Below are 15,892 nucleotides of genomic sequence, written 5' to 3' on the forward strand. Positions count from 1 at the left end.
ACCAAAGTGGCGTCGGGTTGAATGAATCATCTTCGCAGAATAGGGCGAGAAAGGTCGATCTTGCAACAAGACAAGCACCGATTCTCGAAATCAAGCAACCCACGCCGGAGATCGCTGCAGGCTGTCGGCATCTTTCCACCATGAGGCCACCGTGAGGCCACCATGAGGCCACCGTGAGGCCACCGTGAGAGCAGCACTACCGCTGTTAATTTACGGCGGGGTGCGCGAGACGAGAGCCGCCATGGTGACCGAGTTAAGCAGCACCGCCCGCTTCCTCTCCGCGCTCGGCGAGCCGACCGACGTTCCTGGTCGCTCACCCGACCGGGGACCGCCGTACTGGAAGAACACAGTCCTGCGCCAAAGGCGCTCGGCGACGCCGCTTAGCGCATCGCGACAACATCCCGGGCGGATCAACCCGATCTGCAGCTCGTTCACCAGGGCGCTGCCCGACCTCTCCGGTCGATTCCGGATCATCCAGATGGATCGCCAGAAGGACGTCAAGATCGCCGATCCGATCATCAAAGGAGATCTACCGGTACGACATGAGCCCAGGCGGCAGGCGGCTCGAGCTCGTCTCCGGCGGCACCTTCGGCGCGCCCGCGCGGCAATGGATGACGGGATACCCGCTCCAGTGCCATCTCCTCCTGTTCTCCGGGGGCACGATGACGGTCGAGACGCGCTGCCGCGAGCAGGTGAACGGCGCGTGGCGGCACAACGCCAGGTGGCTGCAGGGGACGAGCAGAGACCCGTTGCCTCGGTATCAGATCCAGCTGGAGTGACGCGCCGTCCACTGCCCGGCGCGCGCCGCCGCCTCAGATCACCCTGTCCGCGAGCGGCTCGCCCCGCTCGAACCGCCGCAGGTTCGCGAGGAAATGCTCCACCAGCGCCATCGGCTCCTCGCGCCGCCCGCCGGCCGTGTGCGGCGTGATGACGCAGCCCGGAGCGCGCCAGAGCGGGTGTTCCGGCGGCAGCGGCTCGGGATCGGTCACGTCGAGGTACGCGCCCGCGATCCGGCGCGCCTCGAGCGCCTCGAGCAGCGCGGCCTGGTCCACCGTGACGCCCCGGCCGACATTCAAGAACCACGCGTCCGGCCGCATCCGCGCGAGCAACGCGGCCGAGACCAGCCGCCGCGTGCCCTCGGCCTCGGGCAGGCTCGAGACCACGTGATCCGCCCAGGCGAAGGCGTCACCCAGCTCCTCCCTCACCACCACGCGGAAGGGCTCGCCGCCGCGGGGGCGGGCGCGCAGGACGCGCAGATCCACCTCGAACGGGGCGAGCAGCTCGGCGAGGCGGCGGCCGATGGCGCCGAAGCCGAGGAGGAGCACCCGCCGGCCGCGCAAGAGCGCGCTCCTCGACCGCACGGAGACGTCGGGCCAGCCGCGCGGGCCGAGCTGGTTCTCGAGGCACTCCGGCAGCCGCCGCGAGGCCGAGAGCAGGAACGCGAGCGCGTGCTCCGCGCAGGGATCGGCGTAGACGCCGCTGCTCGTCGTCAGCGCGGCGCCGCGCGCGGCGAGCGCGGCGCGCACCGCCGCCACGTCGTAGCGGGCATACCCCGCGGTGCTGAGGTGCACCCAGCGGAGCCGCGGGGCCGCGCACACGTCGTCCGGGTGCGGCTGGCCAAAGACGACCTCGGCGCCGAGGACGAGCGGATCCGGCGCGACGACGGCGAGGTTCTTCGCGGAGCGCGCCGCGGCCAGATCGAGCGCGTGCGGCGCGACGCCCTCCGAGAGCAAGCGCGCCGCCTCCGCCGGTAGAACAACGGTGCTCGCGATGCGGAGCCGCTCCACCGAGGCCTCCTCCCTCACCCGTGCACGGCGCGGCCGAACTCCCGCATCCACGCCTCCTCGTCCGCGGTGAGCGGGCCCTTCGCGATCGCGTCGAGGTTCGCCTCCACCTCGGCGCGGCTCTTCGGCCCCGTCAGCGCGAGATCCACGTGCGGGCTGGAGAGCTGGAATCGATAGCAGTCGCCCGCCGTCATCGCCGGGCGATCCCAGCCCTTCGGCGTCTTCAGCAGCCGGCGCCACGCCGTCGCCGTGTAGGCGAGGATGCTCGGCTTCGCGTCGCGCACGTGCGGGAAGATGTCACGCTCCGCGCCGGGGTGCGCGGCGTTGTAGCGGATCATGAGCAGGTCGAGCGGCGACGACCCGGCCAGGCCGCCTGCCCGCGGGCGGTCGTGGATGCTCACCCCGATCGCCCGCACCTTGCCGCTCTCGCGCAGGTGCACGAGCTCGCGCTCGGTCGCGCTCGTCCAGGCAGACCCGACGCCGAGCCAGCTGAGCAGGTAGACATCGAGGTGGTCGGTCCCGAGCTCCCGGAGCAGCTTCTCCGCGCCCCGTCGCACGCCCCAGCCGAACCAGCCGAGCTGCGCGACGCCGACCACCGCCACGCTGTCGCGGCGCCGCTGCAGCGCATCGCGCAGCGGGTTCTTCAGCCCGCCGGCGCGCATCGTCCAGAAGAAGAGGTTGACGCCGCGATCCATCGCAGCGCGCACGCCGTCCTCGTCGATGCCGTAGTTCGCCGCGAGGCCGAGCCGGAAGAGGCGCTTGCCGCCGAACGCGGTCGGCGCGCGGTGGAGCCAGTCGTCCATGCGGCCGAGCCTACACCAGCCTCGGTCGATGTCATCCGGATCGAGGCCGCGCCTCACCGCGCGAGGCGCCCTCGGCTCACTCCAGGCGCTCGATGAGCCGCGACACGAGGTCCGAGCCGGAGGGCACCAGCTTCGCCGAGACGCCGCCCGGTGGTGTCTATTGGAGCGCTCGAACGAGCCTGGTATAGGGTGAGCAAGGAGCCTCCTGTCGGGAACCGCTCCCGTGTCCGTTCTCAACGTGGTTCGGCGCGGCCAGACCGCATTGCTCGCCGGTTGCGAGCCGACCGTCCGTGTCGCCACGACGACCAATAGGCCATGAGTCGAGCCGTGCCGACGCTCATCTACAACCCCGGCGGTCCAGAGGAGCAGGTCTTCGTCATTGGAGACACCGCCGTCACCATCGGCCGCGCCGAGGATCAGGCGATCTGCATCCCGCACAGGAGCCTGTCGCGCAGCCAGGCGCGGATCGAGCCGTCCGAGGGGAGGTTCTTCATCGTCGACCTGCAAAGCAAGAACGGCACGTACGTGAACGGCGCGCGGATCCAGCGCAGAGAGATCCGGAGCGGGGACACGATCACCCTCGGCGATCTGGACCTGCTGTTCACGGTCGACGCCGAGTCCTCGACGAGCACGTCGCTCCGGCCGCAGGCGATCCGCCCCCTGACGCACACCGCCATCGACAGGCTCGTGGGGGAGACCAGGCCCGGCAGCGCTGGCGGCAGGCCGAGCGCGGAGGCTCGGCTGCAGATCCTGATCGAGGTCGCCAACCTGCTTCCTGTCTCCGATGACATCGACACCCTGCTCCGCAAGGTGCTGGATCTGATCTTCCAGATCCTCGACGTGGACCGCGGCGTCATCCTGCTCGTCAACGAGGCGACGGGGCGGCTCGATCGGCGCGCGGTCAGGACCTCGCAGCCGTTGCCCGACGACGAGCCGATCTTCAGCCAGAACATCGTCGATTACGTGCTGCGCAAGAGCGTGGCGGCGCTCTTCGCCGACGCCGTGCTCGACCCGCGGCTCGACGCGGCGCGCTCGGTCGTCGCCCAGTCGATCCGCGCCTCGATGTGCGTCCCGCTCAAGCCCAAGGACGATATCATCGGGGTGCTCTACGTCGACAACCTCAGCGCGGCGCACGTCTTCACCGAGCCGGATCTGGAGTTCCTCGTCGCGTTCGCGGGCCAGGCGGCCGTCGCCGTGAAGAACGCGTCGCTGTACCGGCGCCTCGAGCGCGAGACGGTCGAGCGCATGCAGCTCGTGCTGGACGCGAAGCTCGCGTCGCTCAGCGGAATGGTCGCGGGGATCGCCCACGAGATCCGCAATCCGCTGAATTTCATGAACAACTTCGCCGACATCGCTGCCGAACTGGCCCGGGATCTCGTCGAGGACCTGCGCGCGCAAGAGGCGCGGCTCGACCCGGGGGCGCTCGCGCGGATCGAGGAGAACATGGCCCAGCTCCGCGAGAGCATGGGCCGGATCACCCAGAACGGCCGGCGAGCGGACGCGATCATCAAGAGGATGCTCCAGCACGCGCGGCGCCCGTCGGGCGAGCGCGCGATGGCCGACCTGAACGCGGTGGTGGACGAGAGCGTGCGGCTCGCGCGCGCTGGGGCGCAGGGCGGCGACCTCGATGTGCGCGTCGTCGCTGCGTACGATCCGGGGATCGGGTCCGTGGAGATGGCGAGGCTCGACATGGGGCGGGTGTTCCTCAACGTGGTCGACAACGCGCTCTATGCGATGCGGCAGAAGAAGCGCGATCGCGGGGCAGGCTACGCGCCGGAGCTCAGCGTCCGCACCGCGGACCAGGGCGAGCAGGTCGAGGTGCGCATCCGCGACAACGGGGTGGGTATCCCCAGCAACGTCGCCGCGCGGATATTCGAGCCGTTCTTCACGACGAAGCCACCCGGAGAGGGGACGGGGCTCGGGCTGTCCTTGAGCCGGGAGATCGTGGTACAGGGGCACCAGGGGACGATGCGGGTGGAGGGCGAGGAGGGGGAGTATACGGAGTTCGTGATCACGCTGCCGAAGCGAGAGGACACCGCGCTGCCTTCGCGAGCTTGAGGGGCACTTCACACGCCCATCCGCGAGGCGCTGCGCGGGTTGGACGCCCTGTGCGCGCGCCTCTTCGGTGGTGACCGTGAACCCCCTTGCACGTACGGACAAAGGGCGACACCTTGTGCCCGCATGCCCCCGCTCTGCAACACGCTCGTCCTTGGAATCACCGGCTCTGTGGCCGCGGCCGAAGCTCCCGCGCTCATCCGACACCTGCGGAGGGAGCTCGCCCGCGACGTGTTCGTGATCCTGTCGCGGACGGCGCGCAAGTTCGTGGTGCCGCGGGTGGTCGCGCTGCACTCGGGCCACCCTGTGCTGTCAGATATCTTCGATGAAGCGGAGACGATGAAGGTGCCGCACGTGGAGCTCGCGCGGCGGGCGGACCTCCTGCTGGTGGCACCGGCGACTGCCCACGTGCTCGCGAAGTGCGCGCACGGCCTGTGCGACGATCTGCTCACCACGACTATCGTCGCGTGCCGGGCGCCAGTCGTCTTCGCGCCGAACATGAACGATGCGATGTGGGCGAGCCCAGTAGTGAAGCGGAACGTGGCGATGCTGCGAGAGCTGGGACATCACATCATCGAGCCCACCTGGGGTTTCGAGGTCGCGGATGGCTCACCCTCGTTCGGGGCGATGCCGCCGTTCGACAATCTGGTGAAGACGCTCGGAGATTTGCTGAGCCGGGTACGACGAGCGGAGAAGGCCGGGTAGGGGGCCCCGCGCCGCGGGACGAACACCCTCCCGAGCTGCCCGGCGCTCGGGGAGAGGGCTCTCCGCGAGGGCCTACGATGTTCGTCGATCCAGGGAGGAGCTTGGGCGACGCGGGACTGCTAGCAGCTCGGGTTCAGCTCGCCCTTCTCGATGCCATCCTCGATCGCGCCCGGATCGGCCCGCTTCAACCTCTCGATCCAATCATCCAGGAGGCTCTTCCCTTCCTCGGCGAGCGCGGCGTCGACGTCCGCATACAGGCGCTTCCGGAACTCGGAGTCGCTCAAAAAGCGCTTCGATAGGGCCTTCACGAGCTCTGAGAACAACCCCTGCACGTCATTGGAATCTGCGTTCGTTCCCATGAAACACTCCTTCACCACGTCGGCGAGGCGTCCGGCAGCGGGCACCCGCCAGGCGGCAATTATCCTGGAACGGCCTCGGGCGCAAGCGAAACGAGGCTGTCGCTCTCCGCCCGGCGCTCATTGCGGCGGCACACGCCATGCCCTCTCGAGGAGGAATGAAAAATCAGCATCCTCATTGGCGCTCGTCTTGGCCTCTGCATGGCACCCGAGGCAAGACGAGCTCGTCTGCTCGTAGGTCTCAATAAGAGTATTTGCCAGAATGGGCGGGATGATCAGGCCGAGGCATGCGGGGTCACGGCCGAGCAGGAGCGGATCTTCGCTGCACCGCTGCTCGCCCTTGATTCGTGGGATGTATTGCGGCGCCGACGACCTGTCTCCAGGGTTGACCGGTCGAAAACTTGGGCTGTTATTCAGATTGGACACGATGGGCATGACCCACTGCGTGCCCACGAGCTCGTAATTCTTCCACACCGAACTGGTGGACATACTGCTCAGGAAAGTGGCCATCAAGGAGCTGATCTGAATCGACGTGAGCGGGAGCGGCCGCTCGCGAACGACCTGCGTGGGCGGCTGAGCCCCTGGCGCGATCGGATCGACCGGCGGATTCCATGGCTTCGACGGCGGCCTGTTCGGCACACACCCAGGCTTCAGAGGCTCGGTGCGGCATTTCGCGCTGCAGAAAGATCCATCGACGTAAGCGTAGCCGTAGCGATTGCTTGACGCTGCGTTCTCCAGCTTAACGAACTTCTCGCGGCAGAGGTTGTCCACGTGCTCGAACGTCGCCCAGACGCGCGCCGGGTTGCGCTGGTCCTTGGTCGTGATGTGCATCGCGACGAGGCCGACGGTATAGGACTGGCAATTTCTGGATTTGTCGACGAACCACGCTTCAGTTGTGTGGTAGTTCGCCTTGCGGTCCTTCTCGCCGAGGATCTTCCACACAACCTTGATCTCGATGGATACATCTCTCTTGTCTGCGTTGGGCGGGAAGTTGACTTTGCGTCCGGACTTCGCGAACTCTTCCTGCCCGCCCTTGCTGTAGAGCTTGTTCGATACGATGTAGTCGTATGCCGCCTTATTGATGTATGCCTCGAACCGCGCCCACCGCCTGTTCTGGTCGATGAGCGGACCGGTCGCTCCGAATCCAAGGTTGTGGTCCTGTGCGTAGAGCGCATCCCGCAGAACGTTATTGTGTCCGCTCCTGCTGCTGTCGTTCATGGTGAGCAGTGGCCTGCCCCTCGCGGTCATGTTCATTGTCTTGTCGTTCTTGCAGGTCCCCTGGATGCCACGCGCGCCCCAGGGCAGAGGCTCAGCGCCGTTCGGGCGAAAGACCTCGTCCGCGTTCGACCATTGCTCCCAGACCGTGGGGCCGTCGCCGCCGGAGCCGATCCACTTGCGTGTGTCGGGCTCGCCCGGCATGCAATCGGGGTCTTTGCTGTCCGCGGGGCAGGCAGGCCAGTTGAGGGCAATGAAGAGCTGCCAGGCATATTGATCAAGGTAGGGTTGGTACAGCGCGATGCTCTCCTGCACGTCGGCAGGGAGCGGAGGGCCCTGATAGGACAATTGCGTCGGGATCTGCCACAGCGGCAGCACGGCCGGCGCGTCGCCCTGCCCGGCAGCGCTTGCCTGATCCTGGGGACGGGCGTCCGGGGTCGACGGCACCGCCGGCGCTTGGCCCGCCCTGGTGGTGCTCGCCTGGACCTGGGGACCGGGGCCCCGGGAGCTGTCGCGGGGCGGCACCCGACACCCCATGGCCGCCACGGCCGCGCTGAGCGCCAATAACGTACAGCCAAACCGCATCATCACACCTCCTTGGTCGAAGAAAGCTGCGCTCCCGAGATCATCTCTTCGAGCGCTTCGATGTAGCGCCTCCGCGCAGCCTCCATGGAGGCCGCAGACCCGCGGAAGAACGCGGCCCCTGTGTCCATGCCGAGCGCCGCCGCCGCGCGCTCGGCCCTGCAGAGCGCCGCGAGCGCTTCGTCCAGGACCTGATCGAAGCCGCCTTCCAGGTAAATCCGCGCGAGCATCGCCTTCTCCCCCTCATCGCCGCCCCATCGCCGGACGACGTACGTCATTCGCCCGTGGGCCAGATCGTCCCGTGCGTCCCGGAGATCGTCGAACAGCTGGGCTGCTTCGGTCGAGAACCGCACGAGCTCCTCGAGCTCCTCCAGACGGTCTGCCTGCCCGGACCGCGCGAGGAGGACCGCGGCCGGCAGGACCAGCGGGCCGGAGCGATCCCGCGCGCAGTCGCGCTCCACGTCGCGGGCCAGCGCGGGCTCACCGAGCAGGGCAGCGCCGCGCGCATAACGGGTCCACCTCTCGGCATAGCGAGACCAGAGGATCTCGCCCGCCGGACCGGCGGCGCGGCCCATCGCGGCGTGGTGCTCGGCGAAGAGCGCGTGCGCCAGCAGCACCCAAGGGCCCGGTGGCCCCAGCCGCCCCTCGATGCCGTCGTCCTGGATCTGCGCGCAGAGATAGCCAAATGTCGCCGCATCGACGGCGGCCGCCGCTGCGCCCTCGGGGACGGCGCCGCCTGACGCGCGCGCGGCCAGCGCCGCCCAGACCGGCAGATGGACGACGGGCTGCGCCGTACGCGTGAAGTTCGCGAGCGGCGCCTTCTCGAAGTCGAGACCGCGGCCGGCCGAGAATGCCTCGAAGGCCGCGCCGAGGACAGGGCCGACCGAACTCCGGAACGAGCGCACGGACTGCCCCACATGGGCCGCCAGATCGGCGTCGCCGCCGTCGATGAGCGATCTCATGCATTCCACACGGCGGGCAGGTGGAGCACGCCGCGGAAGAGGCTCCCCGAGATGAACGGCCTCTCGGCGGCCGGGTCCAGCGCGAGGCCGGGGAGGCGGTCGAGGAGCGCTTCGAGCGCGACACGCATCTCGAGCTGCGCCAGCGGCGCGCCGAGGCACCGGCGCGGGCCCATTCCGAAGGCGAGCTGTGGAACCTTGGGTCGAAAGATGTCGAACCGCTCGGGGTTGGAGAACACGCGCCAGTCGTGGTTCGCAGCGGCGAGGTTCACGTTGACCCAGGCGCCAGCCGGGATGTCGACCCCCGCCACCATCGCAGGGCACGCCGCGCGCCGCAGGGTGCGGACGACGGGCGTCTCCCACCGCAGGCTCTCTTCGATCGCCTGGGGGATGAGGGAGCGATCGGCGCGGATGGCCTCGAGCTGCTCGGGCGACGTGAGGAGTCCCACCAGGAGATTGGCGAGCGAGCGGTAGGTGGTCTCCGTCCCCGCCGGGGTGAGCAGGCGCAAGAAAGAGAGCATCTCCTCTTCGGCGAGGGGACGCCCTCCGACCCGGACGCGGAGGACATCGGTCGTGAGGTCGTCACTCGGCGCCACGCGGCGCGACGCCAGCATACGTCGGAGATACTTCGTGAGGCGCGCGGAGGCGTGGAGCGCCCGGCCGAGATCCGAGTTGGCGCACAGGATCTCCACGCCGCATCGGCGGGCGTCATCCGTCTCGTCCTCGGAGTATCCCATGAGCTTGGTGGTGACGAGGTGCGGAAAGACCGAGGCGAACTCGGCCGCCAGGTTGCCCCTCCCCCGCGCGGCGAAGCGGTCGATGACGGCGTGGGCCGCGGGCGCGATCACCCGGCGCTCCCACTCCGCGAGGCGCTCTTTCGAGAAGAGAGGGAGAACGGCGCGCCGGAGCGCGGCGTGCTCCTCCCCCTCCATGAAGATCAAGCTGGTCCCGAGCCCGAGCCAGATGGCAGGCACGATGACGTCGCCGAGGAAGACCTCGGTGTCCCGCAAGATGTCCAGCACCGCGTTGTAATCGACGGCGACCCACCTCTCGGCCGAGGGGCCTAGCCCGCTCGGCGGCGGCTCGCGGAAGATGGGCCCCTCCCGCCGGCGAACCTCGACGTCGGAGTAAAACTGGCGGTTGAACGGGATGCCGTTCTGCTCGTTGAAAATCGCATAGTAGTCTTGTTCTGGTTGCGACGTGTACATAGGTGCTCTGAGCCTTGCCCGGCAGCTAGGAGGAGACGGAGCGCCCAGCGAAGCCGATGGTGCTGAACGGCGCCTCGACGTTATATGGATCCAGATGGCAGAGCGAGACGAGAGGACGGGCTACTGGAGGGGAACGCACGGCGGCGATGCCGACCGCCTGGAGGCTGCCGCCCGCGCACTCGAGGCAGGAGCTCTCCCTCGGCGGTCCGGCGGCGCGCCAGGGCTCGACGCCCCCGGTCCACCGTTCGAGAGCTGGGCGCTCCGGATCCTCGACGCGCTCGGCCGCAGCGACGTCGCGGCTGCGGCCGCCCTCGCGATCGGGGCCATGTTGACGGACCGCGCAGCGGAGGGGCGCCTCGGGCGCTGGGCGTGGGCCGTCCGCACCCTGTCGACCGCGGCGCCGGAGGCGGCGGAGGAGCTCAGGGCCTGGTGCTGGTCGACGGCGCTCGACGTGGAGGACGAGGGGCACGCCGGCGCGCCGGGTGCTTCGGAGATGAAGGGGAAGCTGCGCGTGCTGTTCGGTGTGATCGCCGTGATCGCCGGCCGCGCGCCGGCTCCCTGGCGGAACGTCGCCGCGCTGAGCGCGCCGCTCGTGGCGATCCTCGCCTCGTTCGAGCGATTGTGGCTCGCGCCGGCGGCGAGGGACGTCGAAGACGCCGTGTCGTCGGAGTGGATCGAGGTCGCCTTGTCGGCGGCGCCCGATCCTGTGCTCATCGCCTTCGCCGGCAGGCGCTCGTCGCCCGCGCGCCGGGCCGAGGTGCGCGAAGCGCTCGCGAGGCCGGAGGTCGTGCGACGGGTGAAGGAGCGGTGGGCGGAGGCGCTCGCGGCGGCCAGGGGGGCGCTCTCGCCCGAGACGGCGCTCGCCGGAGGCGAGCTGTTGAGAATCCTGGAGGAGACCTTCTCGTACGTGGATTCCTATCTGTGGGTGCGCTCTCTCTCCGCTCGTGGCGGTGAGCCGGCCCCGGCGGGGCGCCTGCCGTCGGCGTGGAGCTGGGACCGAGTGCCCATCGACGTGCAGCGGGCGGTGGAGCGCGTCGCGCACGATCCAGCGTGGACGAGCTCGATCGACGTGCAGCGTTGGGGGGTCGCGCCGCTCGAAGCCGACGTCGTGGGCGAGTGGTTCCCCCGCGGCCTCGTCGAGCTCGCGCTGCAGGAGACGATCGGCGGTCGCGAAGACTCGATTCGCTCCCTCCTCTCGGAGATCCCCCCGGGTGAGCTGCGCTATTATCGAGGCTTTCAGGGGATTCCACCGGACGCAGACTCGCTCGGCCTGATGCTGTTGCTCGCGTCCATGCTCCCGGATCCTCCCGTCGACCGGCTCGCGAGCTGGCTCTCGCTCCTGCCCGAGAACGTGGGCCCCGACGGCGTACCGAACATCTGGCTGCGGCGCTCTGCGGCCGGCCCGACGCACGATCCGCCGGACATCACGTGGGCAGGCGATCGGTGCACTGCCTGCCTCCTCTCCCTCCTCTGGGGATTGTCGTCGCTCGCTCGCGCGCCGACGGGCCTCTCCGCCATGCCCCCGCGCTGCCAAGCGCTGATCCCTCCGCTGCGCTCGCACGTGCTCACCTGTCTGGGAGACGACGGCTTCTCCGGCTGCCATCATTATGACCAGGCATACGCGACGTACCTCTTCTTCCGCGTGGCGGCGCGCCTGCCCGACGAGGCCATGACGCAGCGGCGCGACGCGATGGCTGCGAAGCTCCTGGCCGAGCAGAGGCTCGACGGTTCGTGGGGCAGCCCGCAGCGCACGGCGTGGATGCTGGAGGCGCTGTGCCTCTCCCGGCCCGAGCCGCTGGCCGTCACGCGGGCGGTTCGCTACCTGTCCGAGACGCAGCGAGGCGACGGAGGATGGCAGTCCGAGATGGTCTATTTCACGGTCGGGAAGCCGGGGTTCATGGTGGAGTATCACGGCATCGAGGTGACGACCGCCATGTGCGCGCGCGCGATGAGCGCGGCGTTCCGGGCTCGCGCCGGAGGGTGGTCGTGAGCCCGGCCATGTCATGCGAGCCTCGCGAGCAGCGCTCTCCCTTGCTCCAGGTAGGTTGACCCGATGCTGGGCTCAGCGGCGAGAGCGCCGCAGGCGGGGGCGAGCGCGTCGAAGGCCTCGCCTCTCCGCCCGTGCGACGCGAGCAGCTCGGCGAGGCCGGTGGCGGCGCGCAGCTCGCGCAGGCTCGTGCGCTGGGCGCGCGCCTTTTCGATGGCGTTGCGGTAGCTCGCCTCCGCTGCCTGCGCGTCGCCGGAAGCGGCCAGGAGCTGGCCCTCGACGCGCCACAAGTCCGGCTCGAACCATCGCTCCTCTGTCTCCTCGATGAACGCCAGCGCGCGCCGGGCGTGCGCGAGGCCGAGGGTCGGCTGGCCGAGCGTGAGGCAGCCGTCCGCGAGGAGGTATTGCCAGTAGCTGTGAAACAAGCGAGCCCCGAACGAGAACATCCCGTCGGAGATCGCCTTCATCAGATCGAGCCCTCCTGGGTCGCTGCCGAGGTTGGCCCAAGCGCAAATCATGCTACCGAAAGCCTCCCAGAACGGCACGCCGTGGTTCGTGCAGAGGGGCTTCAGGCGGGCGAACACGTCACGGATTTTTTCGAGGTCGCCCAGGTACTGGCGGTACTCCATCTCCAGCCCGAGCGCGAGACACTGCGTGTGAACGTGCCTCCCCCGGCTCGCGAGCTCCACGCCGACCCGGGCAGTCTCGCTCGCGGCGGAGAGCTGCCCCATCGCGCACAGGATCGTCGCCTTTCGCATATAGCTGACGACGCCCATATCCAGGCCGTAGGTGGCGACGTGAGGAAGGAACCGTTCCTGGTCGTAGGCGTCGAGCGACGCCTCGAGGTGCTCGAGCGCCTCGACGGTGCGCCCCATCATGAACATGCCGCCTCCACCGTGGGCTTCGTGTGCGACCGCGAGGAGCTCTGAGGAGCCGGTGTGCTGAGCTACTTCAACGTTCTCCTCGCTGATCCTGAGCGCGTCGAGGTAACGGGCGCGGTTGAAATGAAACGACCACCGCACGAAGCGCACGGGGAAGAGCTCTGGGCTGTCCCCCAGCTCGACGATGAGCGGGACCGTGCCGTCCAGCACATGTTCCAGCTCGGGGGAAGCGAATCCGTGGGTGGTCATGAGCACCGGCGCGAGCGCCGCGCGCACGTCCAGCTCAAGCCGCTTGTGGTCGAGCATCGGCTCCAGCGATTGGACCCACCGGAGGCCGTCCGTCAGGTGCTGTTCCGCCTCCTTGTTCGCGGAGCGCTGCGCGGCCAGTTTGCCTGCCTGCAGCCCGTACCGCGCCGCTTGGTCGAGCTCACCTGCGCCCGCGTAGTGATGCTTGAGCAAATCCGGCCGCGCCTGCGCCGTCTCGGGGAACTTCTCCTCCAGCGCCTTCGCGACCCGAGCGTGAACCTGCTGCCGCGACCGCCTGAGCATCGACTCGTATGCCGCGTCCAGCACCAGCGCGTGCTTGAACAGGTACACCGCGTTCTTCAGCCGCCGCTTCCGGTGCACCAGCTCTGCCGCGACGAGCCTGTCCAGATCCTGCTGCGCCTCGACCTCGCCGAGCGGGCTCACCGCGCAGAGCAGCTCGAACGTGAACTCCCGCCCGATCACGGCCGCGACCTGCGCCGTCTCCTTGGCCCTGCCCAGGCGATCGAGGCGCGCCACCAGCAGGTCGCGAAGCGTGGCCGGGATCGCCACCTCCGAGAGCGGCTTCGCCAGCGCGTAGCGCCCCTCCGTTGCTACTTCTACCAGCGCGCCGGCCTCGATCATCGCCAGGACCAGCTCCTCCACGAAGAGCGGCACGCCGTCCGTGCGGACCGCGATCGTGTCGAGCACCTCCACTGGCAGCGCGCGGCCGCCGGTGATCTTCCTGGCCATCTGCTCGACCTCCGGCCGGCCGAGGCGCCCGAGCTGGATTTGGATCACCGCCGCCGGCGACCACGACGGCGCGATCTCCGGCCGCGCGGTGAAGAGCGCGAGCACGCGGGCCGAGCCCACCTCGCCGACGAGCTGGCCGAGCAGCTCGAGCGTGCTCGGATCGGCCCAGTGCAGATCCTCGATGAAGAGCGCGATCGGCTCCTTCTCGGCCATCTCGAAGAGCAACGAAAGCACCGCGTTGCGCGTCAGCTCGCGTTGCTTCTGGGGCGAGACGTCGAGCGGCGCCCACGTCGTCGGAAGCGAGAGCGACAGGAGCGGCGCGAAGAGCGGCATCGCTTCGCCGAGGTCGAAGCCGTGGAGCAAGAGCAGCGCCTCCAGCTTGTCCGTCTTCTCCGCGAGCTTGGCCTCGCGGCGCGGATCCAGCAGCCGCTCGAGCAGGTCGACGACGGGGTAGAACGCGCTGTTCGCGCTGTCCGGCGTGCAGCGGCTCTCCAGCCAGGTGTGCGGCTCGTCGCCGATCTTCTCCTCGAGCTCGCGGGCCAGGCGCGACTTGCCGATGCCCGGCTCGCCGGCGATGAGCACGGCCTGGCCCGCGCCGCCGCGGACGTGGCCCCAGCGCTCCAGCAGCATGTCCAGCTCTCGCGCGCGGCCAACGAGCGGCACGTCCCGGAGCCCGCCGGACGCGCTCCCCTCCCGCAGATGAAAGACCTCGACCGACGCCTCGAAGCCCGCGAGCGAGCGGGTGCCGTCCTCCTCCAGCGCGAAGTGCTTGCGGAGCAGCCGCTGGGTCTCGCCGCTCACGAGGATGCTGCCGGGCTCTGCCGCCGCGCTGAGCTGGGCGGCGAGCTTCGGCGTCGTCCCCACGACGTAGCCGAGGCTGGCGATCGTCGGGTCGCGCAGCTCGCGCGCGATCACGAGCCCCGTGTGGATCCCGATACGAAGATCGATGCGAACCTTGCGCTCCGCCTCGAGCGCATCTCTTCGTCGCAGCAGATCGGCCTTCATCTCACGCGCGGCCTCGGCCGCGCGCCGCGCCGCGTCCTCGCGCGCCGTCGGGTAGCCGAAGTAGAACAGCACCCTGTCGCCCAGCACGCCGGCGACGTGGCCGTTGAAGCGACGAGCGATCATCGTGCACGCCTCCTGCTGGAGGCCGAGGAGCTGCTCGAGCTCCTCCGTGTCCAAAGGTCCGCGCGCTGTGCCCGACGCCGCCAGGGTGCAGCACACGGCCGTGATCTGACGCCGCTCGCCCTCGATCAGCCGCTTCGAGAGGCTCCCGCCGGTCCGCGCGCTTGCGAGCTCCACCGTCGCAGTCCGCATGTCCGACGCCGCGGGCTGGAGGCGCGCAGATCCGCTCTTGGGCCGCAATCCACTCACGTCACACGCTTCCAGATCGCGCAGGAGCCCGTCGGCGGTGACGTTTCGGGCCGCCGCGTCCTTGGCCGTCGCGCGCTGGAGGATCTCACCGAGCGGATGGTCGAGGATGGCCGCAGGAATGGGGGCGGGATCGGCGGAGAGCTGGTTGAAGGTCACCTCAGCCGCCGTGTCGCCCGCGATCACGCGCTTGCCGGTCAGGCATTCGAGAAAGACCAGGCCCCACGCATAAAGATCGGAGCGCGGCGTCGGAGGCTGGCCGCGGAGCTGCTCGGGCGCGGCGTACGCGGGCGTGCCCACCGACTCGTGGGTCAGCGTGATCCGCGTCTTCTCGTCGCGCTTCGCCTCCTCCGTGAACGCCCCGATGCCGAAATCGAGCACGAGCAGGTTGCGCCTGGCGCCGGTCGGGATGACCATGAGGTTCGCGGGCTTGAGATCCCGATGGATCACCCCCTGGGCGTGCGCGCAGCCGAGCGCGTCGAGGATCTGCAGCATGAAGTGCCGCGCCTCGCGCGGATCCAGCGGGCCCTCCTCGGCAAGGACGTGGGCGAGATCCTTGCCGGGCACGAACTCGAAGACCGAATAGACGACGGCCTCGTCCGCCTGTCCCGAGTCGATGAGGCGGACGATATTCGGGTGGTGGAGCTGTCCGCAGAGCTGCATCTCACGCTGGAAGCGCGCGATGCGCCGCTCGCGCGCCTGCGCGGCGCCGCTCGACCCGAGCCGCAGCACCTTGATGGCCACGAACTGGCCCGTCGCGAGCTGTCTCGCCTTGTAGACCGTGCCGAAGCCGCCTTCGCCCAGCTCGGCGAGAATCTCATAACGGTCTCCAAGCACCGCGCCGATTTTCTGTCGAGAGTCCAAGCTCACCCCTGCCTCCACGCTGCGCGTGAAACCACGCACAACCTCATCCTCTACCCACAGAGCGTCATGTACAAGGAGGTTGGTTCGTCGATTCGCGTCGCCATCCCCGCCGTCCCCCGTAGCGCG

General features: G+C 69.3%; 11 protein-coding genes. 4 read left to right on the forward strand and 7 right to left on the reverse strand.

Annotated features, from left to right (window positions below):
* Positions 1-542 precede the first annotated feature (542 nt).
* Positions 543-779 (forward strand): hypothetical protein, encoded by a 237-nt coding sequence (locus tag WMF46_RS29475; protein WP_437980257.1) that lies wholly within the window; start codon positions 543-545, stop codon positions 777-779.
* Positions 780-812: 33 nt separating this feature from the next.
* On the opposite strand, the gene WMF46_RS29480 is transcribed toward WMF46_RS29475, so the two are convergent.
* Together WMF46_RS29480 and WMF46_RS29485 are read right to left on the reverse strand one after the other, a co-directional pair.
* Positions 813-1,787 carry an NAD(P)-dependent oxidoreductase gene (locus WMF46_RS29480; protein ID WP_437980258.1) on the reverse strand — a complete coding sequence of 325 codons (975 nt, stop codon included), beginning with the start codon at positions 1,785-1,787 and terminating at the stop codon, positions 813-815.
* A 14-nt stretch (positions 1,788-1,801) separates the two neighbouring features.
* Positions 1,802-2,587 carry an aldo/keto reductase gene (locus tag WMF46_RS29485; protein WP_437980259.1) on the reverse strand — a complete coding sequence of 262 codons (786 nt, stop codon included), beginning with the start codon at positions 2,585-2,587 and terminating at the stop codon, positions 1,802-1,804.
* Between the two features lie 315 nt (positions 2,588-2,902).
* Between WMF46_RS29485 and WMF46_RS29490 the strand changes: the two genes are divergently transcribed.
* Both WMF46_RS29490 and WMF46_RS29495 read left to right on the forward strand, forming a co-directional pair.
* Positions 2,903-4,645 (forward strand): ATP-binding protein, encoded by a 1,743-nt coding sequence (locus WMF46_RS29490; RefSeq protein WP_437980260.1) that lies wholly within the window; start codon positions 2,903-2,905, stop codon positions 4,643-4,645.
* A gap of 123 nt (positions 4,646-4,768) precedes the next feature.
* Positions 4,769-5,347 carry a flavoprotein gene (locus tag WMF46_RS29495; RefSeq protein WP_437980261.1) on the forward strand — a complete coding sequence of 193 codons (579 nt, stop codon included), beginning with the start codon at positions 4,769-4,771 and terminating at the stop codon, positions 5,345-5,347.
* Positions 5,348-5,466: 119 nt separating this feature from the next.
* Here WMF46_RS29495 and WMF46_RS29500 read toward each other — a convergent pair whose 3' ends face one another.
* The 4 genes from WMF46_RS29500 to WMF46_RS29515 all read right to left on the reverse strand — a co-directional run bounded on the left by WMF46_RS29500 (position 5,467) and on the right by WMF46_RS29515 (position 9,667).
* On the reverse strand, positions 5,467-5,706 hold the full coding sequence (locus WMF46_RS29500; protein ID WP_437980262.1) for a hypothetical protein: 240 nt from the start codon (positions 5,704-5,706) through the stop codon (positions 5,467-5,469).
* A gap of 117 nt (positions 5,707-5,823) precedes the next feature.
* Positions 5,824-7,506: a hypothetical protein gene (locus WMF46_RS29505; RefSeq protein ID WP_437980263.1), complete on the reverse strand. Its 1,683-nt coding sequence runs from the start codon at positions 7,504-7,506 to the stop codon at positions 5,824-5,826.
* Positions 7,506-8,462 (reverse strand): hypothetical protein, encoded by a 957-nt coding sequence (locus tag WMF46_RS29510; RefSeq protein ID WP_437980264.1) that lies wholly within the window; start codon positions 8,460-8,462, stop codon positions 7,506-7,508. The genes WMF46_RS29505 and WMF46_RS29510 overlap by 1 nt, the downstream gene beginning before the upstream one ends.
* Positions 8,459-9,667, reverse strand: a complete 1,209-nt coding sequence (locus WMF46_RS29515) for a cytochrome P450 (protein WP_437980265.1) — start codon at positions 9,665-9,667, stop codon at positions 8,459-8,461. Before WMF46_RS29515 ends, WMF46_RS29510 begins: the two co-directional genes overlap by 4 nt.
* Positions 9,668-9,761: 94 nt before the next feature.
* Between WMF46_RS29515 and WMF46_RS29520 the strand changes: the two genes are divergently transcribed.
* Positions 9,762-11,657, forward strand: a complete 1,896-nt coding sequence (locus WMF46_RS29520) for a hypothetical protein (RefSeq protein ID WP_437980266.1) — start codon at positions 9,762-9,764, stop codon at positions 11,655-11,657.
* Positions 11,658-11,668: 11 nt separating this feature from the next.
* Here WMF46_RS29520 and WMF46_RS29525 read toward each other — a convergent pair whose 3' ends face one another.
* A complete protein-coding gene (locus WMF46_RS29525; protein WP_437980267.1) occupies positions 11,669-15,772 on the reverse strand; it encodes a TOMM system kinase/cyclase fusion protein in 4,104 nt (1,367 codons plus the stop codon).
* Positions 15,773-15,892 lie beyond the last annotated feature (120 nt).

Source organism: Sorangium sp. So ce117, assembly GCF_051524395.1.
Lineage (GTDB): Bacteria > Myxococcota_A > Polyangia > Polyangiales > Polyangiaceae > Sorangium > Sorangium cellulosum_B.